22 protein-coding genes are annotated in these 21503 nt (G+C 64.6%); 6 read left to right on the top strand and 16 right to left on the bottom strand.

Annotated elements, in window-relative coordinates:
* Window positions 1-25: 25 nt before the first annotated feature.
* The 5 genes from ACZ46S_RS00775 to ACZ46S_RS00755 all read right to left on the bottom strand — a co-directional run bounded on the left by ACZ46S_RS00775 (window position 26) and on the right by ACZ46S_RS00755 (window position 5692).
* The gene (locus tag ACZ46S_RS00775; protein WP_464062966.1) at window positions 26-1336 is read right to left on the bottom strand and encodes a citrate synthase; all 1311 of its coding nucleotides are present in this window, start codon (window positions 1334-1336) and stop codon (window positions 26-28) included.
* 497 nt (window positions 1337-1833) lie between these two features.
* Window positions 1834-2547 (bottom strand): phosphoadenylyl-sulfate reductase, encoded by a 714-nt coding sequence (locus ACZ46S_RS00770; protein ID WP_464062965.1) that lies wholly within the window; start codon window positions 2545-2547, stop codon window positions 1834-1836.
* Window positions 2548-2585: 38 nt separating this feature from the next.
* Window positions 2586-3155: a precorrin-2 dehydrogenase/sirohydrochlorin ferrochelatase family protein gene (locus tag ACZ46S_RS00765; protein WP_464062964.1), complete on the bottom strand. Its 570-nt coding sequence runs from the start codon at window positions 3153-3155 to the stop codon at window positions 2586-2588.
* Window positions 3156-3341: 186 nt separating this feature from the next.
* The gene (locus ACZ46S_RS00760; protein WP_464062963.1) at window positions 3342-4769 is read right to left on the bottom strand and encodes a sensor histidine kinase; all 1428 of its coding nucleotides are present in this window, start codon (window positions 4767-4769) and stop codon (window positions 3342-3344) included.
* Window positions 4766-5692, bottom strand: coding sequence for a patatin-like phospholipase family protein (locus ACZ46S_RS00755; RefSeq protein ID WP_464062962.1), 927 nt, complete (start codon window positions 5690-5692; stop codon window positions 4766-4768). Before ACZ46S_RS00755 ends, ACZ46S_RS00760 begins: the two co-directional genes overlap by 4 nt.
* A gap of 402 nt (window positions 5693-6094) precedes the next feature.
* Between ACZ46S_RS00755 and rpmH the strand changes: the two genes are divergently transcribed.
* Genes rpmH through argB form a run of 6 tightly spaced genes read left to right on the top strand, consistent with a single transcriptional unit; the run spans window position 6095 to window position 10132 of the window.
* A complete protein-coding gene (gene rpmH / locus ACZ46S_RS00750) occupies window positions 6095-6229 on the top strand; it encodes a 50S ribosomal protein L34 (protein WP_284259385.1) in 135 nt (44 codons plus the stop codon).
* A gap of 23 nt (window positions 6230-6252) precedes the next feature.
* Window positions 6253-6606, top strand: a complete 354-nt coding sequence (gene rnpA / locus ACZ46S_RS00745; protein ID WP_366516268.1) for a ribonuclease P protein component — start codon at window positions 6253-6255, stop codon at window positions 6604-6606.
* Window positions 6603-6836 (top strand): membrane protein insertion efficiency factor YidD, encoded by a 234-nt coding sequence (yidD, locus tag ACZ46S_RS00740; RefSeq protein WP_464062961.1) that lies wholly within the window; start codon window positions 6603-6605, stop codon window positions 6834-6836. The genes rnpA and yidD overlap by 4 nt, the downstream gene beginning before the upstream one ends.
* Window positions 6837-6841: 5 nt before the next feature.
* Entirely contained in the window at window positions 6842-8587 is a 1746-nt protein-coding gene (yidC, locus tag ACZ46S_RS00735; RefSeq protein WP_464062960.1) for a membrane protein insertase YidC, read from the top strand.
* Complete coding sequence (gene yihA / locus ACZ46S_RS00730) at window positions 8530-9231, top strand: ribosome biogenesis GTP-binding protein YihA/YsxC (RefSeq protein WP_464062959.1); 702 nt, start codon at window positions 8530-8532, stop codon at window positions 9229-9231. The genes yidC and yihA overlap by 58 nt, the downstream gene beginning before the upstream one ends.
* Window positions 9232-9238: 7 nt before the next feature.
* Window positions 9239-10132 carry an acetylglutamate kinase gene (argB, locus tag ACZ46S_RS00725; protein ID WP_008492490.1) on the top strand — a complete coding sequence of 298 codons (894 nt, stop codon included), beginning with the start codon at window positions 9239-9241 and terminating at the stop codon, window positions 10130-10132.
* A 115-nt stretch (window positions 10133-10247) separates the two neighbouring features.
* On the opposite strand, the gene ACZ46S_RS00720 is transcribed toward argB, so the two are convergent.
* From ACZ46S_RS00720 to ACZ46S_RS00670, 11 genes are all read right to left on the bottom strand, one after another.
* Entirely contained in the window at window positions 10248-11255 is a 1008-nt protein-coding gene (locus tag ACZ46S_RS00720) for an anion permease (RefSeq protein WP_464062958.1), read from the bottom strand.
* Window positions 11256-11262: 7 nt separating this feature from the next.
* Window positions 11263-12321, bottom strand: coding sequence for a DUF47 family protein (locus ACZ46S_RS00715; protein ID WP_464062957.1), 1059 nt, complete (start codon window positions 12319-12321; stop codon window positions 11263-11265).
* Window positions 12322-12477: 156 nt separating this feature from the next.
* The gene (gene prpF / locus ACZ46S_RS00710) at window positions 12478-13662 is read right to left on the bottom strand and encodes a 2-methylaconitate cis-trans isomerase PrpF (protein ID WP_464062956.1); all 1185 of its coding nucleotides are present in this window, start codon (window positions 13660-13662) and stop codon (window positions 12478-12480) included.
* A gap of 5 nt (window positions 13663-13667) precedes the next feature.
* Window positions 13668-16265 carry a Fe/S-dependent 2-methylisocitrate dehydratase AcnD gene (gene acnD, locus ACZ46S_RS00705; RefSeq protein WP_464062955.1) on the bottom strand — a complete coding sequence of 866 codons (2598 nt, stop codon included), beginning with the start codon at window positions 16263-16265 and terminating at the stop codon, window positions 13668-13670.
* Window positions 16262-16948 carry a GntR family transcriptional regulator gene (locus ACZ46S_RS00700; protein ID WP_464062954.1) on the bottom strand — a complete coding sequence of 229 codons (687 nt, stop codon included), beginning with the start codon at window positions 16946-16948 and terminating at the stop codon, window positions 16262-16264. The genes acnD and ACZ46S_RS00700 overlap by 4 nt, the downstream gene beginning before the upstream one ends.
* Window positions 16949-17025: 77 nt before the next feature.
* On the bottom strand, window positions 17026-17397 hold the full coding sequence (locus ACZ46S_RS00695) for a metallophosphoesterase family protein (protein ID WP_464062953.1): 372 nt from the start codon (window positions 17395-17397) through the stop codon (window positions 17026-17028).
* Between the two features lie 35 nt (window positions 17398-17432).
* The gene (locus ACZ46S_RS00690; protein WP_464062952.1) at window positions 17433-17843 is read right to left on the bottom strand and encodes a metallophosphoesterase; all 411 of its coding nucleotides are present in this window, start codon (window positions 17841-17843) and stop codon (window positions 17433-17435) included.
* Window positions 17840-18871, bottom strand: coding sequence for an ABC transporter ATP-binding protein (locus ACZ46S_RS00685; protein WP_464062951.1), 1032 nt, complete (start codon window positions 18869-18871; stop codon window positions 17840-17842). Before ACZ46S_RS00685 ends, ACZ46S_RS00690 begins: the two co-directional genes overlap by 4 nt.
* Window positions 18868-19665, bottom strand: coding sequence for an ABC transporter permease (locus ACZ46S_RS00680; RefSeq protein ID WP_464062950.1), 798 nt, complete (start codon window positions 19663-19665; stop codon window positions 18868-18870). The genes ACZ46S_RS00685 and ACZ46S_RS00680 overlap by 4 nt, the downstream gene beginning before the upstream one ends.
* Before the next feature lie 5 nt (window positions 19666-19670).
* Window positions 19671-20489, bottom strand: coding sequence for an ABC transporter permease (locus tag ACZ46S_RS00675; protein WP_295739527.1), 819 nt, complete (start codon window positions 20487-20489; stop codon window positions 19671-19673).
* Window positions 20489-21502 (bottom strand): extracellular solute-binding protein, encoded by a 1014-nt coding sequence (locus ACZ46S_RS00670; protein ID WP_464062949.1) that lies wholly within the window; start codon window positions 21500-21502, stop codon window positions 20489-20491. The genes ACZ46S_RS00675 and ACZ46S_RS00670 overlap by 1 nt, the downstream gene beginning before the upstream one ends.
* Window position 21503: the final 1 nt, after the last annotated feature.

Below are 21503 nucleotides of genomic sequence, written 5' to 3'. Positions count from 1 at the left end.
TGCGCTTGGGGCAGGCGGGCCAGGGTCAGCCCCGCTTGTCGAGCGGCACGTAGTCGCGCTGCGGGGCGCCGGTATAGATCTGACGCGGACGGCCGATGCGGTTGGTCGGGTCCTCGATCATTTCCTTCCACTGGCTGATCCAGCCCACCGTGCGCGCCAGCGCGAAGATCGGGGTGAACATCGTGGTCGGGAAGCCCATCGCGCTCAGGATGATGCCGGAATAGAAATCCACGTTCGGGTAGAGCTTGCGGGAGACGAAATAATCGTCGTGCAGCGCAATCTTCTCCAGCTCCATGGCCAGATCCAGCATCGGGCTGTCCTTGATGCCGAGTTCGCCCAGCACTTCGTGGCAGGTCTTCTGCATGATCTTCGCGCGCGGGTCGAAATTCTTATAGACGCGATGGCCAAAGCCCATCAGCTTCACGCCGGAATTCTTGTCCTTCACCTGCTCGATGAAGGCCGGAATGTTATCCTTGTGGCCGATTTCGGCGAGCATCTTCAGCACGGCCTCGTTGGCGCCGCCATGAGCGGGGCCCCAGAGCGAGGCGATGCCGGCGGCGATGCAGGCGAACGGGTTGGCGCCGGTGGAGCCGGAGAGACGCACCGTGGAGGTGGAGGCGTTCTGCTCATGGTCGGCGTGCAGAATCAGGATCCGCTCCATCGCCTTGGTCAGCACCGGGTTGGGCTTGTAATCCTCGGCCGGAACGGCGTGGAACATATACAGGAAGTTTTCCGCGTAGGAGTAATCGTTGCGCGGATACACGAAAGGCTGGCCGACATTGTATTTATGCGCCCAGGCGGTGATCGTCGGCATTTTCGCGATCAGCCGGTAGGCGGAGATTTCGCGCTGACGCTCATCGTGGATGTCGATGCTGTCAGGGTAGAAGGCGGACATGGCGCCGACCACGGAGCAGAGCATCGCCATCGGGTGCGCGTCGCGGCGGAAGCCGTTCCAGAAATTGCGGATCTGCTCATGCAGCATCGTGTGGCGGGTGACGCCGTGGGTGAATTTTTCCAACTCCGGGGCGGTCGGCAGGGCGCCGAAAAGCAGCAGATAGGCGACTTCCAGGAAGGAGGAATGCTCGGCCAGCTGGTCGATCGGGTAGCCGCGATGCAGCAGCACGCCCTCGTCGCCGTCGATATAGGTGATCGAGCTTTCGCAGGAGGCGGTGGAGCCATAGCTCGGATCGAAGGTGAAGATGCCCAGCTCGCTCTGGAGCTTGCGGACATCCATGCAGTCCGTGCCGAGCGAACCGCCCAGCACCGGCAGCTCGGCCTGCTTGTTGTTGAACGTAAGCGTTGCCGTGCCGACCTGTTTGGTCTCGGTTTGAGCCATGTGCTTCACCTTCTATTTTGACTTTTAGGGGCGTCGGGAAAGGCGATCCCGACGGGACGAAACTGATGCAGCGTTATTCAATCCGCCGTCTCGTGTAAAGCCAGTGTGCCGCGCCGCAGCATGGCAGCCCCTCCAGAGCAGGGCGTTGAAATGGTTATGAGCCTTACCGGGGCCTTTCCCGCAATGCCGCAATTTTGCCGTAAATGGTTCAAATCGCAGATGAAAGCCGGAGGCTTGCGGCAGGCTGCCGTGCGGCAGGGCTGCGCGCAACGCATAAGCGCCCTCGCAGTCCCCGCGTCCCGTCGCAAAAATTCTCAGGCCTAGAGCATCAAGCTTTAAGCTTGATGCTCTAAATTTTGTTTTAGCTAGCAATTTCATGTGTTTATTTTGACGCTGGCGCGTCGACCTAAACACATATTGCTCTAAGCTTTCGAGGCGGTCACGGCAGCGGAACCTTCGCCGCCTCCGCCCAAAAACTTTTTATATCAATATCTTGTTTAGACCTCGAAACTCAGTTCCTCGGGCCAGTCCGGTTTGGTCATGGCGCGGGGCATATGGATGCCGCATTCCGTTTTCGCCTTGCCGGCCCAGCGGCCGGAACGCTTATCGGCGCCGGGCAGCGGCTTCATCGTGCAGGTGGCGCAGCCGATGGAGCTATAGCCTTCCGCCTGCAGCGGATGCGCCGGCAGGTCATGCGCCGGGAAATAGGCTGCCAGCATCGCATCGTCCCAGAAGGCCAGCGGGTTGATGGTGATGCGCCCATCCGCGCCGGTTTCCTGCAGCTGCAGCTGCGCGCGGGTGGCGGACTGGCCGCGCTTGCGCCCGGTGATCCAGGCGCTGAACCCCTCCAGCGCGTCGTCCAGCGGGTTGGTCTTGCGGATGGCGCAGCACAGATCCGGGTCTTTCTCCCAAAGCCGGCCATCGGGATCATAGGCGGCGAGCTGCTTGCCCGAAGGGCGGATGGAGCGCAGCCCGGTGAGGCCGAGCCGGGCGATCAGCGTGTCCCGATAGGCCAGCGTTTCGGGGAATAATTTGCCGGTATCGAGGAAGATCACCGGCAGGCCGGGGTCGATCTGCGCCACCATGTGCAACAAAATCGCGGACTCGGTCCCAAACGAAGACACCAGCGCGATCTGCCCCGGGAATTGCCGGGTCATCGCCTCGCGCAGAACGGACAAGGCATCGGTATTGAGAGGCAGGCTGTCGGGCATTTCGGATCGTCCAGGAAAAGAGTGCAACCGGGTCGGGGCTATTTTGATTTCGGGCAGGAGAGCCAACAGCTCTGCTCGACAATGTCGTCGATGCGCCTGGCGGCTTCCGGCATCGGCACATGCTCCGCCTGCCAGCCCTGGCGCAGCGCCGCGATCTCCTTCACCCGCGCCGCCCAGCTTTCCGGAAAACAGGCCTCCAGCCGCCGGCGCAACGCGCCCGCGAGGCCGGGCGCCTGGCCGCCGGTGGAGATGGTGAGCAGGAAATCCCCGCGGCGGATTTCCGCGACCGAGTTGAAATCGCAGAATTCCGGCACGTCCTCGACATTGACGAGCACATTCGCCGCGCGCGCCGCTTCGGCCAGCGGGCGGTATTGCGCTGGCTCCAGACCCACCATCCACAGCACATGCCAGCCCGCAACCTCATCCGGGCGGGGCAGCCGGTCCAGCCCCTCCCCACCGGCCGCATCCAGGATGGCCGGGTCCGTGCTGAACACCGAAAGCCGCTGCGCCCCGGCCGCGCGCAGGCCGCGCAGGCGGCGCAAGGCCGGCGCCCCCACGCCAGCCAAGGCGAGGTTCAGGCGGGAAGGGTTGAGAGCCAATGGGATCATAGGGATTTAGAAAAGCATTTTACCGGCAGTTGCAATATCCCGCTGAAAATAAGGATTTCCTGCCAAACCTCAGGGGCTGAAAAAAATAATTTTGTTGAAATCGCGCATGCGGGACAAACAAAACCCAAAATACCCTGTAGATATATAGAGATTATCCGGTTTTTAATCTAAGCCCTCGGCGCGGGTTCAGGCGCGCAAGGGCACGTCCTGCAATTCCGGCGTGGTCAGATCCATGCGGAATATCGTGCCGGCGGGGCCGGTGCGCAGCATCACCAGCTCGCCGCCATGGGCGCGGATCAGGTCGCGGGCAATGGCCAGCCCCAGCCCGGTGCCGCCGCTGCGGGCCGAGCCGCTGAAGGGGCGGAACAGATTGGCCTGGGCCCGCGCCGGCAGGCCGGGCCCGTTATCGCTCACCAGCAGACGGGTGTGGGAGGCTTCCGTCTCGGTGCTCAGCGTGATGCGGGTCGCCCCGGCCTCGGCGGCGTTGCGGATCAGGTTGGCGAGAACGCGGTAGAGCTGCTCCTGGTCAAGCAGCAGCACCAGCGCCTCAGGCACCTGGTTGACCACGCTCCAGCCGCCATCCTCCGGCACCAGGCTCTCCGCCACCTCATCCACCAGCGCATGCAGCCGCACCGGTGTGCGGTTGACCGGCGGCGGCCCCTCGCGTGCGAAATCGACCGTCCTGGCGACAAACTGGGTGGCGCGCTCGACGGCGGGGACCAAGGTGCGGGTGGCGCGCTGGACCAACGGGTCCTGCACGTCCTGCAGCCGGTCCGCGACCAGCAGCGCGGAGGAAAGGATGTTGCGCAGATCATGCGCGATCTTGGCGACCGAGGTGCCGACGGCGGCGAGCCGCGCATTGCGCCACAGCGCGGCGCGCAGCTCATCCTGCATGATTTTCAGCTCCGCGGCGGCGCGGGCGATGTCGTCCTTCGGGTCGGCGGCCATCTGGTCGAGGGCGGCGCTGCCCTGCTCCTCCGGGGATTCACGGAAATGAATGATCGCCGAAATCAGCACCTCCATCGGCCGCACCAGCAGCCAGTTGAGCACGGCATAGACCAGCAGCCCGGTCAGCAGCGCCACCACCAGGGCGAAATCGAAGCCGTTGCGGGCATAGTCCACCAGTTCGAGCGCCAGCGGCCTGGTATCGACCCAGACTTCCAGCATCGCGCCATCGATATCACGGTCCGGCGCCAGCACGATCTCCTCGCGCGGCGCGCTGCCCGTCAATTGCCGCAGGGCGCGGCCGATGCTGGTGAAAAACCCTTCACCGGCCGGGGCGATCAGCAGGGCGCCGCGTGGCACCGGCGCATCGGTCTGCCAGCGCAGCGTTTGATGGTCCCGCATCAACAGCTTGATCTGCTGCAGCCCGGCATGGCGGAGAATTTCGTCGATGGCGGCAGCGGAGGGGCGTTGCAGCAACGCATAAGAGGCCAGCCGCGCTTCAATGACGCGCTGTTCCAGCCATTGCTGCCGGCGGTGGCCAAGCCCCGGCAGCAGCACCAGCAGATCCATCAGCAGAATGGCAATGACCGTGACCCAAAGCACCTTGGAGGACAGGGAAGCCGGCTGCGGCCGAAAATTCATCTGCCGCAGGCGCTTCAGCCAGATCATTCGCTGTGCAACGCTCGCTCGGCAGCCTCGCGGCCGGCGGCGAACAGCGCCTCCAGGAAGGGGCGGTCGGTATTCAGCTTGGAATTGAGCGGGTGGCGGGCCAGCGCCGCATCGGCGCTGACCTCGATCAGCTGCACCCGCCTTGGCAGCAGCGCCAGCTCAGCGTCCAACGGCGCCTGGAAGGCGATTTCGTGCAGCCTGTGCACGATGTCGGCGGTGGCGGTGGGCACGCCGGGGCGCCGGCGCGGCTGCGCGCGGATCAGCACCAGCCGCTCCGGCGCCGGCTCCAGCACCGGCGCGAGCGGCGGGTTGCAGCTATAGCCGCCATCCCAATAATGCCGGCCGCCGATCGTCACGGTGGGAAACATCATCGGGATGCAGGCCGAGGCCAGCAAGGCCTCGACACCAATCTCGGCATTGCTGAAAATCGCCGCCTCGCCGCTTTCCACGTCGGTGGCGCCGACATAGAGGCGCGCCGCATCGGGCGCGCGCAGCGCGGCGACATCCAGCAGCTCGCGCAGCAGCGGCTCCAGCGGGTTCTGGCCGAGCGGGTTGAGCACGCCGGGGTCGAACATCCGCAGCGCCTGGGTCAACCCGCTCCAGGCAAAATCATTGCTGAAGGCCTTGGTGGTGTCCCACATCCAGTCCAGCGGCGTGGCGGGGATATTGCCGAGCAGATTGCCCTCCATCACCCGGCCCCAGAGCCGCGCCACCGCGGCGCGCGCGCCAGAGGGGCCGGCCTTCACCATCCCCTGCACCGCCATCGCCGCGATCATCGCGCCCGAGGAGACGCCGGTGACGGCGTCGAAGCTCAGCCCCTCCTCCAGCAACCGGTCCAGAGCGCCCCAGGTGAAGGCGCCATGCGCGCCGCCGCCCTGCAAGGCGAGAACGGTACGTGGGCGGGCAGCGAACAAATTCTTCATCTTGATCACCATTCTGTGACCGGAAACAACCGACTTGGCAAATTTTTACATCTCGAATGTTCAGGGCGGAGAAGCCGAAGGGAGGTTGGCGAACCGGTTCGCCGGGGGCGGCAAAAGGCGGGGAGGCAGATGCCGCCGAGTCGGCCCGGACCAGGAGATCAGCCCCTCGCCCCCGCGATGGCCCGCGCGGCAACCGGCGCGAAGCTGCTCATCGCGGGCAGCTTTATGATGCTTTCCTGAATTCGACGGGCATCAGAATTGGGTGTTGCAACGCCATCTTGCCGCACCCAGCGCCTGCGCGATTGACGCGGCGGTGCTGCCCCGCCTATACCCCGCCAACCCCGCCGGACCAGGGATGGCCCGGTGAACGCTATTGTTTGTAAATTGCCGGAGTAGAATGCCGTGAAACGGACCTATCAACCTTCCAAACTCGTCCGCAAGCGCCGGCACGGGTTCCGCGCCCGTATGGCGACGGTCGGCGGCCGCAAGGTCATCGCCAACCGCCGCGCCAAGGGCCGCGCCAAGCTCTCCGCCTGATCGCGCGCCCACGCGCGCCGCTTATGCCCATGGCCACCGCCCAAACACCGCCCGCCCGGCTGACCCGGCGCGCCGCGTTTTTGCGCCTGGCGGCCAAGGGCAGGAAAACCGCCAAGCACGGCTTCGTGCTGCAGGCCGTCCAGGACGGCCAGGCGGAGAGCGTGCGTGTGGGCTACACGGCCACGAAGAAAATCGGCAACGCCGTCTGCCGTAACCGCGCCAAGCGCCGGTTGCGGGAGGCGGCGCGTCTGGTTTTGGCCGGCCGCGAGCTGCCCGGTGTCGAGCTGGTGCTGATCGCCCGGCGCGAGACCGGCGAGATGGAATTCGCGCGGCTGACGCAGAATCTGCGCCGCGCGCTGGACGAGGTGCTGGCATGAGCCCGGCCGCCTTGCTGCTCTCAGGTGCCGTGCGCGCCTATGAGCTGACGCTGCGCCCGGTGATCGGCGCCAATTGCCGCTTCTACCCCTCCTGCAGCGCCTATGCGCGCGAGGCGCTGGCCTGCCATGGCGCGGGCCGTGGCAGCCTGCTCGCGGCAAGGCGCATCCTGCGCTGCCACCCTTTCAATGCCGGCGGATACGACCCGGTTCCCACCCCGAAGGATAGCTGACCCTGATGGACACCAAGCGCCTCATCCTCGCCCTCGCCATATCCTTTGGCATTTTGGCGGTGTTCACCGTGGTGCAGGAGAAATTCTTCCCGCATCCCGCCCCCAACCCGGCGCAGACCGTGCAGCAAGCGAAGCAGGCCGCCGGCACAAAGCAAGCGGCGATCGAGGCCGGTGCCCCCGGCACCGCGCAAGGCGCGCCCGCCAACGGGCCGCGCCTCGCCGTCGATGCGCCGATGCTCAAAGGCAGCATCGGGCTGACCGGCGCGGTGTTCGATGACGTGGTGCTGAAAGGCTATCACGAGACCATCGCCAAGGATTCGCCGCTGGTGCAGATCGAGGGGCGGCGCGGCGGCGACACCCCCTCCTACGCCCAGTTCGGCTGGACCGCGCCGGATGGCGTGAAGGTGCCCGATAACAGCACCGTCTGGACCCCCAGCGCGCAGACGCTGACGCCGGGGAGCCCGGTCACCCTCTCCTGGGATAACGGCCAGGGCCTGACCTTCCAGCTGCTGCTGAAGATCGACGATAAATTCATGTTCACCGTCACCCAGAACGTGGTCAATCACGGCGCGGCGCCGGTGAAGCTCTACCCATGGTCGCGGGTGGTGCGCGATTACCAGCCCAAGGTCGCCTCCAGCTGGGTGTTGTTCGACGGCCCGCTCGGCGTGTTCAACGGCACGCTGAAGCAGGAAGGCTATGGCGCGCTCAAGGATGAGGGCGAGAAGAAACAGGGCGGCGTTGCCTATTCCACCTCCGGCCCCGGCGGCTGGGCCGGCATTACCGACAAATACTGGCTGACCGCCGTGGTGCCGACGCAGAGTGCGACGATGAACGCGACGATGAGCTACGCCACGGTGAGCGACGGCGATGGCGGCGCCTACCAGACCAGCTTCATCACCCAGACCCCCATCGAGGTGCCGGCCGGCGGTCAGGCGGATTTCACCAGCCATCTCTTCACCGGCGCCAAGGTGGTGAAGATCCTGGATCAGTATCAGAGCCAGTATCACATCCCGTCCTTCTACAAGGCGGTGGATTTCGGGCATCTCTATTTCCTGACCAAGCCGATCTTCTTCTGCCTGGATTGGCTGAACACGCTGACCGGCAATTTCGGTCTGGCGATCATCATCTTCACCATCGGCGTGAAGCTGCTCTTCTTCCCGCTGGCCAGCTATTCCTACCGCTCGATGGGCCGGATGAAGGCGATGCAGCCGAAGATCGCGGCGCTGAAGGAGCAGTATAAGGACGACAACACCAAGCTCCAGCAGGCGACGATGGAGCTGTACCGCTCGGAGAAGATCAACCCGGCCTCGGGCTGCCTGCCGATGGTCGTGCAGATCCCGGTCTTCTTCGCGCTGTACAAGGTGATCTTCATCACCATCGAGATGCGTCACGCGCCCTTCTTCGGCTGGCTGCATGACCTCTCCGCGCCGGACCCGACGAACATCTTCAACCTGTTCGGCCTGATCCCGTTCGACCCGATGAGCATCAACCCGATCCTGCATGTCGGCCTGCTGCCGATCATCATGGGCGGCACGATGTATCTGCAGCAGAAGCTGAACCCGGCCCCGGCCGATCCGGCGCAGCAGAAAATGTTCCAGTTCATGCCGGTGATCTTCACCTTCATGCTGGCCCGCTCGCCGGCGGGGCTGGTGCTGTACTGGACCTGTAACAACATTCTTTCCGTGGGGCAGCAATGGCTGATCATGCGCAGGGCGATGGCGCCGAAGCAGACGGTCCCGGCAAAGGGCTGAATTTCGAGACCACCGGGCCCAGCCCGGAGCAGATCGAGGCGGGGCGCAAGCTCTTCGCCTCGACTTGCGAGTTCTTCTATGCCGCCCAGGCGCTGGACCATCTGCCAGAGCCGCGCGGCAATGAGATCGCGCTGGCTGGGCGCTCCAATGTCGGCAAATCCTCGCTGATCAACGCGATCACCGGGCGCAAGGCGCTGGCGCGGGTCTCGCACCAGCCCGGCCGCACCCGGCAGTTGAACTTCTTTGAATGTCAGGCCGGGCCGGTGGTGCTGGTCGATATGCCAGGCTACGGCTATGCCGAGGCGCCGAAGGAGATCAAGCGCGACTGGCAGGGGCTGATGCTGGATTATCTGCGCGGGCGGCCCAATCTGCGCCGGGTCTTCCTGCTGCTGGATGCGCGCGTCGAGATCAAGGTTTCGGACGAGACGGTGATGGAGCTGCTGGACCAGTCCGCGGTGCCGTTCCAGATCGTGCTGACCAAGGCCGATTCGGTGAAGCCGGCGGCGCTGAAGCGCAAACAGGATGAGGTGCGGGCCCTGACCGCGCAGCACCCTGCCGCCCTCCCCCAGATACTCACCACGTCTAGCGCGAGCAGCATCGGCATCGAAGAGCTGCGCGCCGCCATTGCCGAATTCGTTGAATGAGGACGAGATGACCAGAGCAGACATCACCGACGCGACCCGCGAAGCGCATATCGTCACCAAGGTGCTGCCTTATCTGCGCCGCTATGCGGGTGCGACCATCGTGGTAAAATATGGCGGGCATGCGATGGATGGCTCGCTGGCCAACGAATTCGGCCGCGACATCGCCTTGCTCAAGCAGGTCGGCATCAATCCGGTGGTTGTGCATGGCGGCGGGCCGCAGATCAATGCGATGCTCAAGCGCCTCAACATCCAGTCCAGCTTCATCCAGGGGCTGCGGGTGACCGATGCCGCCATGGTCGAGGTGGTGGAGATGGTGCTGGCCGGCACCGTGAACAAGCAGGTGGCCGGGCTGATCAACGCCGCCGGGGCGCTGGCGGTGGGGATCTCCGGCAAGGATGGCGGGCTGATCCGCGCGCGCAAACTGCGCCGCACCTATAAGGACCCGGACAGCGCGATCGAGCAGGTGCTGGATCTGGGCTATGTCGGCGAGCCGATGTTCATCGATACCCGGGTGATCCATGCGCTGACCGGCGCCGGGCTGATCCCGGTGATCGCCCCGGTGGGGGCGGGCGAGGATGGCCAGACCTACAATATCAACGCCGATACCGTGGCCGGCGCCATCGCCGGCGCGCTGAACGCGCAGCGTTTGCTGATGCTGACCGACGTGCCGGGGGTGCTGGATAAGAGCAAGACGCTGCTGGCGGATTTGTCGCTGACGCAGATCCGTTCGCTGATCGCCGATGGCACCATCTCCGGCGGGATGATCCCGAAGGTGGAGACCTGCATGGAGGCGGTGACGCAGGGCGTGAAGGGGGCGACCATCCTGGACGGCACCGTGCCACATGCGTTGCTGCTGGAGCTGTTCACCGAGCATGGCATCGGCACGATGATCCATAAATGAAGCCGCGTTTCTGAACGAAGGCCTTTGAAAAACCGGGGTGTTGGCGCAATGACGCCGGCACCCCGTTTTTGACGCGTCTCGCTGGCTTTTGTCCCCTGGAGACGATCCGGGCGGTTCAGAGAGTGTCCACCAGAAGATAAACCACCGCGCCAACCGCCGCCGAAGCCGGGATCGTCACCAGCCAGGCCACCACCACCCGGCTCGCCACACTCCAGCGCACCGCCGAAGCCCGCCGCGCCGCGCCGACGCCCACCACGCAGCCCATGATGGTGTGGGTGGTGGAGACCGGCACACCCAGCGAGGATGCCGAGAACAGCATGATCGACCCACCGGCCGAGGCACAAAAAGCCTGGTGCTGGTCCAGCCGGGTGATCCGGCTGCCCATGGTCTGGATGATCTTCCAGCCCCCCGCCAGCGTGCCCAGCGCCATCGCGATATAGCAGCCGACCACCACCCAGCCCGGCACGTGGAAATGCGGCCCGAGCAGCCCTTGCGAGAAGAGCAGCACGGCGATGATGCCCATCGTCTTCTGTGCGTCATTGGCGCCATGGCCCACCGAATAGGCCGCCGCCGAGAGCAGATGCAGCGGCTTGAACATCGCCTCCGCCACCCGCGCCGTCACGCGTTGGAACAGCCAGCTGGTCAGCAGCATCAGCGCCATCGAGACGACCAGCCCGACCAGAGGCGAGATCACGATGGCCAGCACCGTCTTGTTCACCCCGCCCCAGACCACCGTATGCCAGCCCGCATGCGTCACCCCTGCCCCCAGCAGCCCGCCGATCAGCGCGTGGCTGGAGGAGGAGGGAATGCCGCGCCACCAGGTGAAGACATTCCACGCCATCGCCCCCACCAGCGCGCCGAACACCACTTGCGGGGTGACCACATGCGCATCGACAATGCCCTTGCCGACCGTCGCCGCCACTTTCAGCCCGAAAATCCAATAGGCGGCGAAATTGAAGAAGGCGGCGAAGGCCACCGCCTGTATCGGATTGAGCAGCCTGGTGGAGACCACGGTGGCGATGGAGTTGGCGCTGTCATGCACGCCATTGACGAAATCGAACGCCAAAGCCAGCGCCACCAGGGCGATCAGCAGCGGCAGGGCCAGCGTGGCATGCGCGATCATGGCGGTCTCAGGAATGGTCGATGACGAGGCCGTCAATCTCGTTGGCGACATCCTCGAACCGGTCCACCACCCGCTCCAGATGGCTGTAGAGCTCGCGCGCGACGATGAAGCCCATCGGGTTCGCCGCGCCATGGGTCTTGAACGCCTTCTTCAGCCCGGCGGCATGGATGTCATCCGCCTGGCCCTCAAGGCGCACCAGCCGGCCGGTGAGCTCATGCAGCCGCGCCGCATTGGCGTGGATATTACGCAAAAGCGGCAGCGCCTCGCCCAGCAGCCGGGCGGAATCGGCGATGATGGCGCCCATATCGCGCATCTCCGGCTCGAAGGCGGAAACCTCGAACAGCGCGGTGGCCCGGGCCGTCTGTTGCATTTCGTCGATGGCATCCTCCATCGAGGAGATCAGCCCGGTGATGGCGCTGCGGTCGAACGGGGTGAGGAAGATGCGGCGCACGCTGCGCTTCACCTCGCGGGTGATGGCGTCCGCCTCCTCCTCGCGCTCATTGATCTCGCGCATATGCTGAACCATGCCCTCGCCGCCCTGCAGCAGCCGCGTCAGCGCGCCACTGCCGGCCAGCAAGGTCTGGCCATGCGCTTCGAACAATTCGAAAAACTGCCCTTTCTGCGGCAGCAGCGCCTGAAACCAGTGAAACATCCGCAAACCGTCCTTCAAGCCCCGCAGCCGCTCCAGAAAGGCGGCGCGCTTATCCAACCCCACCAGCTCGCTGCCGCGGAAGCTGCGGATCAGCTGGCCCAGATCCACCTCATCCACCGCCTTGGCCGCCTCGCGCAGGGGAAACCAGCGCCGCTCGCGCTCGGCGCGCTCCGGCCATTCCTCCAGCAGCCCGGTGACGGCGAGCGGGAACACATCCACATCCACGAGCAGGGAGGCGCCGGTGCGCAGCAATTTCCGGTAGCGATAGCTGCCCAAAGCCGCCGGGCAGGCCGCGCCTTCAATCCCGGCTTCCTCAAACGCTTCCTGGGCGGCAGCGTGGTGCGGCGGCAGACCTTTCATGCGGTTGCCCTTGGGCAGCACCCAGCGATGGGTGCGCCGGGAGGTGACGAGCATCACCTCGATCGGCGCATCCAGGGCGGTACCCGCGATACGGTAGGGGAGAGCGGCAATCTGGCGGATAATTGAACCTGTGAACGTGAAAAGACGGCGGAAAAGCGGGCTTATCCGCCCCTTCCTCTGTCACGTCAATGTCACATTTACGCGAGGCTGTCAGCACGCCTGCACAGGCACATGCACGAAACCGCTCATCAGCACCCGGGCGGAACGGCTCATCACCGCCTTGGCCACCACCCAGGCGCCGTTCTCCTGTTTCGCCCCGGCGCCGACGCGCAGGCTGCCCGAAGGATGGCCAAAGCGCACCGCCTCCCGCACCCCGCCGCCGGCCGCCAGATTGACCAGCGTGCCCGGCACTGCCGCCGCGGTGGCGATGGCGACCGAGGCCGTGCCCATCATCGCATGATGCAGCTTGCCCATGGACATGGCGCGCACCAGCACATCGACATCCCCCGCCGCGATTTGCTTGCCGGCGGAGGAGGTATAAGCGGCGGGCTTCGCCACCCAGGCCAGCTTGGGCGTGTGCTGGCGCGTCGCGGCCTCTTCCAGCGTTTTGATCAGCCCCATTTTCAGCGCGCCATGGGCACGGATGCTTTCCAGCTTCGCCAGCGCCGCCGCGTCGCCATTCACGTCATCCTGCAGCTCGGTGCCTTTATAGCCCAACGCCTCGGCCATCAGGAAAATCGTCGGGATGCCGGCATTGATCATCGTCACCTCGAAGCTGCCGATGCCCGGCACCTCCAGCCTGTCGACGACATGGCCGGTCGGGAACAGCGCCCCGCCATCGCCCTCCTCGGCGGGGTCGAGAAATTCCAGCTCGACCTCGGCGGCGGGGAAGGTTACGCCGTCCAGCTCGAAATCGCCGGTTTCCTGCACCGCGCCATTCGTCATCGGCACATGCGCGATGATGGTCTTGCCGATATTCGCCTGCCAGATGCGGATGGTGGCGATGCCATCGCGCGGCAGCCGCGCCGGATCGACCAACCCGTTGCTGATCGCGAACGGCCCGACGGCGGCGGAAAGATTGCCGCAATTTCCTGACCAGTCGACAAACGGCTTGTCGATGGCGACCTGGCCGAACAGGTAATCAACATCATGATCCGGCCGCGTGCTGGCACTCAGGATCACGGTTTTCGAGGTGCTGGAGGTTGCCGCCCCCATGCCATCAATCTGCTTGCCGTACGCATCCGGGCTGCCGATCACCCGCATCAGCAGCGCATCCCGCGCCGCCCCCGGCTTTTGCGCTGATGCAGGCAAATCCTGTAACTTAAAAAACACGCCCTTGGAGGTGCCGCCGCGCATATAGGTGGCGGGGATTTTGATTTGCGGTGCGAAGGCCATGGCGCTCACTCCGCCGCCTGCGCGGCGCTGAGGAAATCCTCAGCAAAACGCTGCAACACCCCGCCGGCCTCGTAGATCGAAACCTCCTCGGCCGTATCCAGCCGGCAGGTGACGATCTCCTGCGAGACCGCGCCATCCTTGTGATGGATGGTGAGCATCAGCTCCGCACGCGGCCGCAGAGCGCCGGTGACATCATAGGTCTCGGTACCGTCGAGCCCCAGCGTCAGGCGCGTGCGGCCTGGTTTGAATTGTAGCGGCAGCACCCCCATGCCGATGAGATTGGTGCGATGGATGCGCTCAAACCCTTCCGCGACAATCACCTCAACGCCGGCCAGCCGCACGCCCTTGGCCGCCCAGTCGCGCGAGGAGCCCTGGCCGTAATCCGCACCGGCGATGATGATCAAAGGCTGGCCGCGCTGCATGTAGGTTTCAATCGCCTCCCACATGCGCATGATTTTGCCTTCCGGCTCCACCCGCGCCAGCGAGCCTTTGCGCACCGCACCTTTCTCGTCGCGCACCATCTCATTCAGCAGCGTCGGGTTGGCGAAAGTGGCGCGCTGGGCGGTGAGATGATCGCCGCGATGGGTGGCGTAGGAATTGAAATCCTCCTCCGGCAGCCCCATCCGCGCCAGATACTCACCAGCCGCCGAATCCGGCAGGATGGCGTTGGAAGGTGAGAGATGATCGGTGGTGATATTATCGCCCAGGATCGCCAGCGGGCGCATATTGCGTAGACGCCGCCCCCCGGCCAGCGCCCCCTCCCAGTAGGGCGGGCGGCGAATATAGGTGCTCTGGCCACGCCATTCATAAAGCGGGCTCACCTTGCGCCGGGCCGCGCGGGTGCCGAACATCGCCTCATAGACAGTGCGGAACTGCTCTGGCTTCACCGAGGCCGAAACCACCGCGTCAATCTCCTCATCGCTCGGCCAGAGATCCTTCAGCCGGATCTCCTTGCCATACGCATCATGCCCCAGCACATCGCGCTCGATATCAAAGCGGATGGTGCCGGCGATGGCGTAGGCGACGACCAAAGGCGGCGAGGCCAGGAAGGCCTGCTTGGCGTAGGGGTGAATGCGACCATCGAAATTCCGGTTCCCCGAGAGCACCGCGGTGGCGTAGAGGTCGCGCTCGATAATCTCCTGCTGAATCGCCGGATCCAGCGCGCCGGACATGCCGTTGCAGGTGGTGCAGGCAAAGCCCACAATGCCAAAGCCAAGCTTTTCCAATTCGGCGGTCAGCCCCGCCTCATCGAGATACAGCGCCACCGCCTTCGAACCAGGGGCGAGCGAGGATTTCACCCAGGGCTTGCGCGTCAGCCCGGCGCGGTTGGCATTGCGCGCCAGCAGCCCGGCGGCGATGACATTGCGCGGGTTGGAGGTGTTGGTGCAGCTGGTAATGGCCGCGATGATGACGGCGCCATCCGGCATCTTGCCCGCCTCCTCCACCCAGGGGGCGGCCACGCCGCGCGCGGCGAGATCCGAGACCGGCAGGCGCTTATGCGGGTTGGACGGCCCGGCCATGCTGCGCACCACGGAGGAGAGATCAAAGCGCAGCACACGCTCATATTCGGCCTGCGCGAAATCATCTGCCCAAAGACCATTCGTCTTGGCGTAGGTCTCCACCAGGGCAAGCTGCGATGCCTCACGGCCGGTCAGCCGCAGATAATCGATCGTCTGCTCATCGATGGCGAACATCGCCGCCGTCGCGCCGTATTCCGGTGCCATGTTGGAGATGGTCGCACGATCCCCGATCGTCAGGCTGCGCGCCCCCGGCCCGTAAAATTCAAGATAGGCGCCGACAACTTTCTCACGACGCAGAAACTCGGTGAGGCTGAGCACGATATCGGTCGCGGTAATGCCCGGCTGGCGCCGCCCGCTGAGCTCGACACCGATAATATCCGGCAGCCGCATCCAGGAGGCGCGGCCCAGCATCACATTCTCAGCCTCCAGCCCGCCAACGCCAATGGCGATGACGCCCAGCGCATCTACATGCGGGGTGTGGCTATCGGTGCCGACCAGCGTATCGGGAAACGCCACCCCATCCTGGGTGTAAATCACCGGGGAGAGCCGCTCCAGGTTGATCTGGTGCATGATGCCGTTGCCCGCCGGCACGACATCGATATTATCGAAGGCTTCGCGCGTCCATTTGATGAAATGGAAGCGGTCCGCATTGCGCCTCTCTTCCACCTCACGGTTTTTCTGAAACGCGTCCTTCTCGAACCCGGCATGCTCGACCGCCAGGGAATGATCGACAATCAGCTGCACCGGCACCACCGGATTCACCTTCGCCGGATCCCCGCCTTTCTCCGCGATCGCATCGCGCAGCCCGGCCAGATCCACCAGCGCCGTCTGCCCCAGAATATCATGGCAGACCACACGCGCCGGATACCAGGGGAAATCGATCTCGCGCTTGCGTTCGATCAGCTGTTTCAGAGCCTCTTCGAGAAGCCCAGGGTCGCAGCGCCGCACCAGATTTTCCGCCAGAACTCGCGAGGTATAGGGCAATGTTGCGTAGGCGCCTGGCGCAATGGCCTCCACCGCGGCGCGCGCATCGAAATAATCCAACCCCGAGTTGCCGAGCGGTTTGCGGAATTTGCTGTTCATGGCTTGGTTTCCTGCAAGGTTTGTTTTTCGATATTGAGCCGGGAGGTGCGGATATGCCGGCGCATCAAAAGTTCGGCCAGCTCGCCATCCCCCTGCGCGATGGCGTCCAATATCCGGTGATGTTCGGCAAAAGCCTGTGCCGGGCGGTGCGGCATGCCGGCATATTGGATGCGATACATCCGCGCCAGCTGGTAGAGCTCATCGCATAGAAGCCTGAACAGCATGGCATTGCCGCTGGCCTTGACGATGCGATAATGAAAATCGAAATCGCCTTCCTGCTGATAATAGCCGCGTCCGGCCTGGAAGGCCTCATCGCGCTCATGCGCGCCCAGCACCGCGCGCAGCGCCTCCACCTCTTGCGGGCTCATCCGCTCGGCCGCCAACCTACAGGCCAGGCCTTCGAGCGATTCACGGATCTGATAAAGCTCGTTCAGCTCTTCGCGGGAGAGAGAGACGACGCGTGCGCCTACATGCGGCACCCGCACCAGCAGTTTCTGGCCTTCCAGCCGATGCAGCGCCTCACGTAGGGGGCCGCGGCTGATGCCGTAGGCACGGGCAAGCTCTGGCTCTGAAATTTTAGTCCCCGGGGCGATCTCGCCTTTTACAATAGCGGCCTGAAGCTGGCGCAAAACCTGCTCGCTCAGCGTCTCGCTTTCAGGGCTTAAAACCGGGTCCTTGTCCATATTGTTGACAGTTTCCGTGATTGATCGCGTTTATTCGCCACAAACTACGCATAACCAGCCAAACTGTCAACAATCAGCTATTCGATCAAGCGGCCCTCAGCGTCAAAGAAGGGGAACGGCCCCGCCCAGCCGCCGGTCAGCGCGGTATGGCTGACCAGCCCGGTTTCCTCCGAGAAGGCATGAAGCTGGTAGCCGCCCGGCTCCATCATGAAGGCCGACGGCGCGTCCTCGCGCAGATCCAGCGCCACCTGGTGCGCAGTCGAAGGCGCGATTGAGGCGATGCTGCCGGCCCAAAAGGTGGTAATCGGCCGGTGCACATGCCCGCAAATCACCCGCAGCACCTGTTTATGCCGGCCGACGATGGCGGCGAAATCCTGCGCATCGGCCAGGCCCAGCTTGTCCATATGTCCGATCCCGGTGGCGAAGGGCGGGTGATGCAGGGCGATCAAGGTCGGACGCTCAGGCTGCTCCTCCAGGCGCTGCGTCAGCCAACCCAGCTGCGCCGCCCCAGCGCGCCCCCGCCCTGCCCCGGCACCAGACTATCCAGCGCGATGATCCGCAATTTGTAGGTCTCAATGGTGTAACAGGCCGGGCCCTCCATGCCGAGATAACCATGGCCGGGAAACGCGGCACGCAGCGCCTCACGCGCATCGTGGTTACCCGGCAGCAGATAGAAAGGCTGGGTCAGCCCTGAAAGATGCAGCACCAGCCGCGCATATTCATCAGGATGCCCGGTATCCACCAGATCCCCGGTGAACAGCACCACGTCCGGGCGCATCGGCAGCGCGGCCAGATGGTCAAGTGCGGCCGTCAACGCCGCCGATGTATCCACCTTCCGGTAGGCGAGCTGGCCTTCGCGCTTGATGTGCAGGTCGGTCAGTTGCGCGATGATCATGCGGCGGAACTTTCAGGCAGGATGATGAGATGATCGAGATCGAGTGCCACCGGGACCATGCCTCCCGGCAGCGCCTCCAATCCGGGCGGCACATCCAGCGCCATCGCCGTACCGTCAGGCAGGGTAACACTCAGGCGCATACGCTCACCAAGAAATTGCGCGGCCTCGATACGCACCGGCACACCTTCCGGCGCCACACGCAGCGCCTGCGGGCGCAGCATCACCCGGCAGCGCCCCGGCGCCTGCGCGCACAGCGCCTGCAGCCCTGCCACATGCAGCAGCCCGGCCTCGACATGCCCCGAGAATCCCGTGCTGGCGCCGATGAAATCCGCAACGAAGGCATCCGCCGGCTGAAACCAGATTTCGCGCGGCGTGCCGATCTGCGCGATATGCCCCTTGCGCATCACCACCAGCCGGTCGGCCAGCGCCATCGCCTCCTGCTGGTCGTGGGTGACATAAATGGTGGTGATGCCAAGCCCGCGCAGCAACGCGTTGATCTCACCGCGCAGCGCCTCGCGCAATTTCGCATCCAGAGCGGTCAACGGCTCGTCCAGCAGCAGCACATCCGGTGCCGCGGCCACGGCGCGGGCCAGGGCGACACGCTGGCGCTGCCCGCCCGAAAGCTGGGCGATGGCGCGGTTGCCGAGATCCGGAATGCGCATCATCTCCAGCATCTCGGCCACACGGGCCTGGCGCTGCGCCTTCGGCACGCCGCGAATCTTCAAGCCATAGCCGATATTCTCGGCAACACTCATATTCGGAAACAGCGCATAGCTCTGAAACACCATGCCGACATTGCGCTTCTCGATCGGCAAAGCCGTCACATCTCGCCCGCCAAAGAGAATGCGCCCGCCCGCATCCGGGCTCTCCAGCCCGGCGATCAGCCGCAGCAACGTGGTCTTGCCGCAGCCCGAGGGGCCCAGAAACACCAGGGTTTCACCGGCATGGATGGCAAGATCCACCGGCTCCAGCACGCGCGTGGCGCCAAAAGCCTTGCCGCATTGCCGCAGGGTGATGTCGGTTGTCATGGTCTGTCTCCGGCGCGCGGCCTGGTGGCGCGCTGCAGAGCGAGCAGCAACGGCACGGTCATGATGAAAAAGATCAAGGTGTAGGCGCTGCCGATTTCCAGACGCATCGAGGCGTAGGCATCGGCCAGGGCCACCGGCAGGGTCTTGGTCAGCGGCGTGTGCAGTATCCAGGTGAGGTTGAATTCGCCCATCGAGAGCGTGACGACGCTGAGCGCCCCAGCCAGAATCCCGTTTTTGCAATTGGGCAACACCACCCCAAGGAAGCGCCTGGTGAACCCGGCCCCCAGGCTTGCAGCGCCTTCCTCCAGCGTTTGCAAATCCGCCGACGCCATCACCGCCAGCACCGCGCGCAGCATGAAGGGCAACGTGAACAGCACATGCCCGGCCAGGATGAACCAGATGCTCTGGCGGAAATTCCCCCAGCCATCATAGGCCACAACCAAAGCCAGCCCCGTCGCCAGCCCCGGCACCGCCACCGGCAGGATCAACGCCTCCTCCGCCAGCCGGGCCAGCCGTCCCGGCGCACGCGCCAGCGCGTAGGCGGCGGGAATGCCGATCAAGGCCGTCGCCAGCAAGCAAAGCAAGGCGATCTCGATCGAGAGCAAAATCGTCGGCCAGTACAGGCTGAGCACCTGCTCCACCCACTTAAAGGTGAAGCCTCCGCGCAGCCCCAGAAAGGCATTGCGCATCAGGCCGGAGAGCACGGAGTAGGCCATCGGCACCGCGATGAACAGGCAGGACGCGACGGTGACCGCGGCCTGCAGCCAAAACCCGAATTTATAACGTTTGGTCATGATTTTTAACCGCTTGCGGCCACACCGGCGCCGGTCAGGCTGCGGGCCAGAAACAAAGCCGCCCAGCTCACCAGCCCGAGCAGCAGACTCAGCGCCGCGACCGAGGAGAGGTCCGTGGTCAGAGTGAAATCCGTGTAGATCATCATCGGCAGCACGGTCACGCGCGTCGCCAAGGTGAAGGCCGTGCCAAAGGCCCCCATCGAGGTGGCGAAGGTAAGCGCCGCCGCCGAGACCAGCGCGGGGCGCAACGCCGGCAGCGTGATATCCCTGAAAATCTGAAAGGGTTTCGCGCCCAGGCTGCGCGCCGCCTCCTCCAGCGCCGCATCCAGCCCGCGCGCCGCCGCCAGCATGGTCAGCACCACGCGCGGAATGGAGAAATAGAGATAGCCGAGAAACAGCCCCCAGACCGAGTAGGCAAACACGATCCGCCCGCCATGCAAAGCGAGGCTGAGCTGGGTGACCAAGCCCTGCCTTCCGCCCAGCATGATGATCATGAACCCCACCACCACACCCGGAAAGGCCAAAGGCAGCGTCAGGATCGAAATCAAAAGCCCCTGCCCAGGAAATTCATGCCGCCCCAGAAACAGCCCACAGATGCCACCGACCACCAACGTCGCCAGCGTCACCAATACGGAGAGAATGAAGGTGGCGAGCAGGCTTTGCAGATGCCGCGCATCGCCCAGCGCCAGCGCGTAGCCGGCCCAGCCATGCGCGCCCTGCCCGCCGACATGCAGAAAGATGCCGAAGGGGACAACAAAGAACCCCAGAAACACCAGGGCGGCCGGCAGGGCGAGCCCTGCCAGCCTGAGACGCGATGGCGCCATTACGAGACTTCAGCGAGATAGCGCGCGGCAAAGCCTTTCTGCGCCGCCGCCAGCGCCGCCAGATCCACCGGGCGCGCGCGGACATAATCGGCGGCCGGCAGGAAGCGCGCCTCGATCTCCGGCGGCAGCGCCACCGGGCGCGCCGGGCGCAGATAGGCCTTCGCCCACAATGCCTGACCTTCATCGGAGAGGGTGAAATCCAGCAGCTTCTTGCCGTTCTCCAGATGCGGCGCGCCCTTCAGCAGCGTCATCACATACGGAAAACTCACGCTGCCTTCCTGTGGAATCACGAATTCCACCGGCGCCTTGTCGGTATATTTGGCGCGGTAGGCATCGAAATCATAATCCAGCAGAATGGGGATTTCGCCGGAGAGCACCCGCGCATAGGCGGTCTGTTTAGGCACGATCGGCTGGTTGGCCTGGAGTTTCTTAAAGTAGGTGATCGCCGGGGTGAAATCCGTATAGCTCCCGCCCATCGCGAGATTGACCGCCACCGCGCCGACATAGCCGACCGCCGCGCTGGAGGGGTCCAGATAGCCGATCATGCCGCTATAATCGGGCTTGAGCAGATCCGCCCAGCTCTGCGGCACCGGCTTGCCGCCCAGCGCGGCCTTGTTGACGAAAAAGCCCAGCGTGCCGCTATGGATGGCGAACCAGTAGCCCTCCGGATCTTTCTGCCCGGCCGGCACCTGGTCGAACCCGGCCGGCTTGTAAGGCTGGGTCAGCCCGTCCTGCTTGGCCTGAATGCCAACCTGCCCGCCCAGATACATCGCATCCGCCACCGGATGCGCGCGCTCGGCCAGGGCCGCGGCCATCGCCTGGCCGCTATTCTTGTCATCCGCCGGCACGAAAATGCCGGTTTTCTGCTGAAACGCCTTCAACTGGCCGGCCCAGTCCGCCCATTCCGGCGGGCAATTATAGCAAATCGCCGTCTCCTGGGCGAAGGCGCGGCGGGAAATCGCGGTGCTGGCGGCAAGCGCGCCGGTCAGCGTCAACATGGTACGTCTCAACATG

The sequence above is a fragment of the Acidocella aluminiidurans genome (genome assembly GCF_055383125.1).
This window is presented reverse-complemented; position numbering and strand designations above follow the sequence as displayed.

Bases quoted from the DNA above. Each gene is read 5' to 3' on its own strand.
- ACZ46S_RS00775 (WP_464062966.1), bottom strand. From the start codon at position 1,336: ATGGCTCAAACCGAGACCAAACAGGTCGGCACGGCAACGCTTACGTTC.
- ACZ46S_RS00770 (WP_464062965.1), bottom strand. From the start codon at position 2,547: ATGCCCGACAGCCTGCCTCTCAATACCGATGCCTTGTCCGTTCTGCGC.
- ACZ46S_RS00765 (WP_464062964.1), bottom strand. From the start codon at position 3,155: ATGATCCCATTGGCTCTCAACCCTTCCCGCCTGAACCTCGCCTTGGCT.
- ACZ46S_RS00760 (WP_464062963.1), bottom strand. From the start codon at position 4,769: ATGATCTGGCTGAAGCGCCTGCGGCAGATGAATTTTCGGCCGCAGCCG.
- ACZ46S_RS00755 (WP_464062962.1), bottom strand. From the start codon at position 5,692: ATGAAGAATTTGTTCGCTGCCCGCCCACGTACCGTTCTCGCCTTGCAG.
- rnpA (WP_366516268.1), top strand. From the start codon at position 6,253: ATGCCCATGGCCACCGCCCAAACACCGCCCGCCCGGCTGACCCGGCGC.
- yidD (WP_464062961.1), top strand. From the start codon at position 6,603: ATGAGCCCGGCCGCCTTGCTGCTCTCAGGTGCCGTGCGCGCCTATGAG.
- yidC (WP_464062960.1), top strand. From the start codon at position 6,842: ATGGACACCAAGCGCCTCATCCTCGCCCTCGCCATATCCTTTGGCATT.
- yihA (WP_464062959.1), top strand. From the start codon at position 8,530: ATGGCTGATCATGCGCAGGGCGATGGCGCCGAAGCAGACGGTCCCGGC.
- argB (WP_008492490.1), top strand. From the start codon at position 9,239: ATGACCAGAGCAGACATCACCGACGCGACCCGCGAAGCGCATATCGTC.
- ACZ46S_RS00720 (WP_464062958.1), bottom strand. From the start codon at position 11,255: ATGATCGCGCATGCCACGCTGGCCCTGCCGCTGCTGATCGCCCTGGTG.
- ACZ46S_RS00715 (WP_464062957.1), bottom strand. From the start codon at position 12,321: ATGCTCGTCACCTCCCGGCGCACCCATCGCTGGGTGCTGCCCAAGGGC.
- prpF (WP_464062956.1), bottom strand. From the start codon at position 13,662: ATGGCCTTCGCACCGCAAATCAAAATCCCCGCCACCTATATGCGCGGC.
- acnD (WP_464062955.1), bottom strand. From the start codon at position 16,265: ATGAACAGCAAATTCCGCAAACCGCTCGGCAACTCGGGGTTGGATTAT.
- ACZ46S_RS00700 (WP_464062954.1), bottom strand. From the start codon at position 16,948: ATGGACAAGGACCCGGTTTTAAGCCCTGAAAGCGAGACGCTGAGCGAG.
- ACZ46S_RS00690 (WP_464062952.1), bottom strand. From the start codon at position 17,843: ATGATCATCGCGCAACTGACCGACCTGCACATCAAGCGCGAAGGCCAG.
- ACZ46S_RS00685 (WP_464062951.1), bottom strand. From the start codon at position 18,871: ATGACAACCGACATCACCCTGCGGCAATGCGGCAAGGCTTTTGGCGCC.
- ACZ46S_RS00680 (WP_464062950.1), bottom strand. From the start codon at position 19,665: ATGACCAAACGTTATAAATTCGGGTTTTGGCTGCAGGCCGCGGTCACC.
- ACZ46S_RS00675 (WP_295739527.1), bottom strand. From the start codon at position 20,489: ATGGCGCCATCGCGTCTCAGGCTGGCAGGGCTCGCCCTGCCGGCCGCC.
- ACZ46S_RS00670 (WP_464062949.1), bottom strand. From the start codon at position 21,502: ATGTTGAGACGTACCATGTTGACGCTGACCGGCGCGCTTGCCGCCAGC.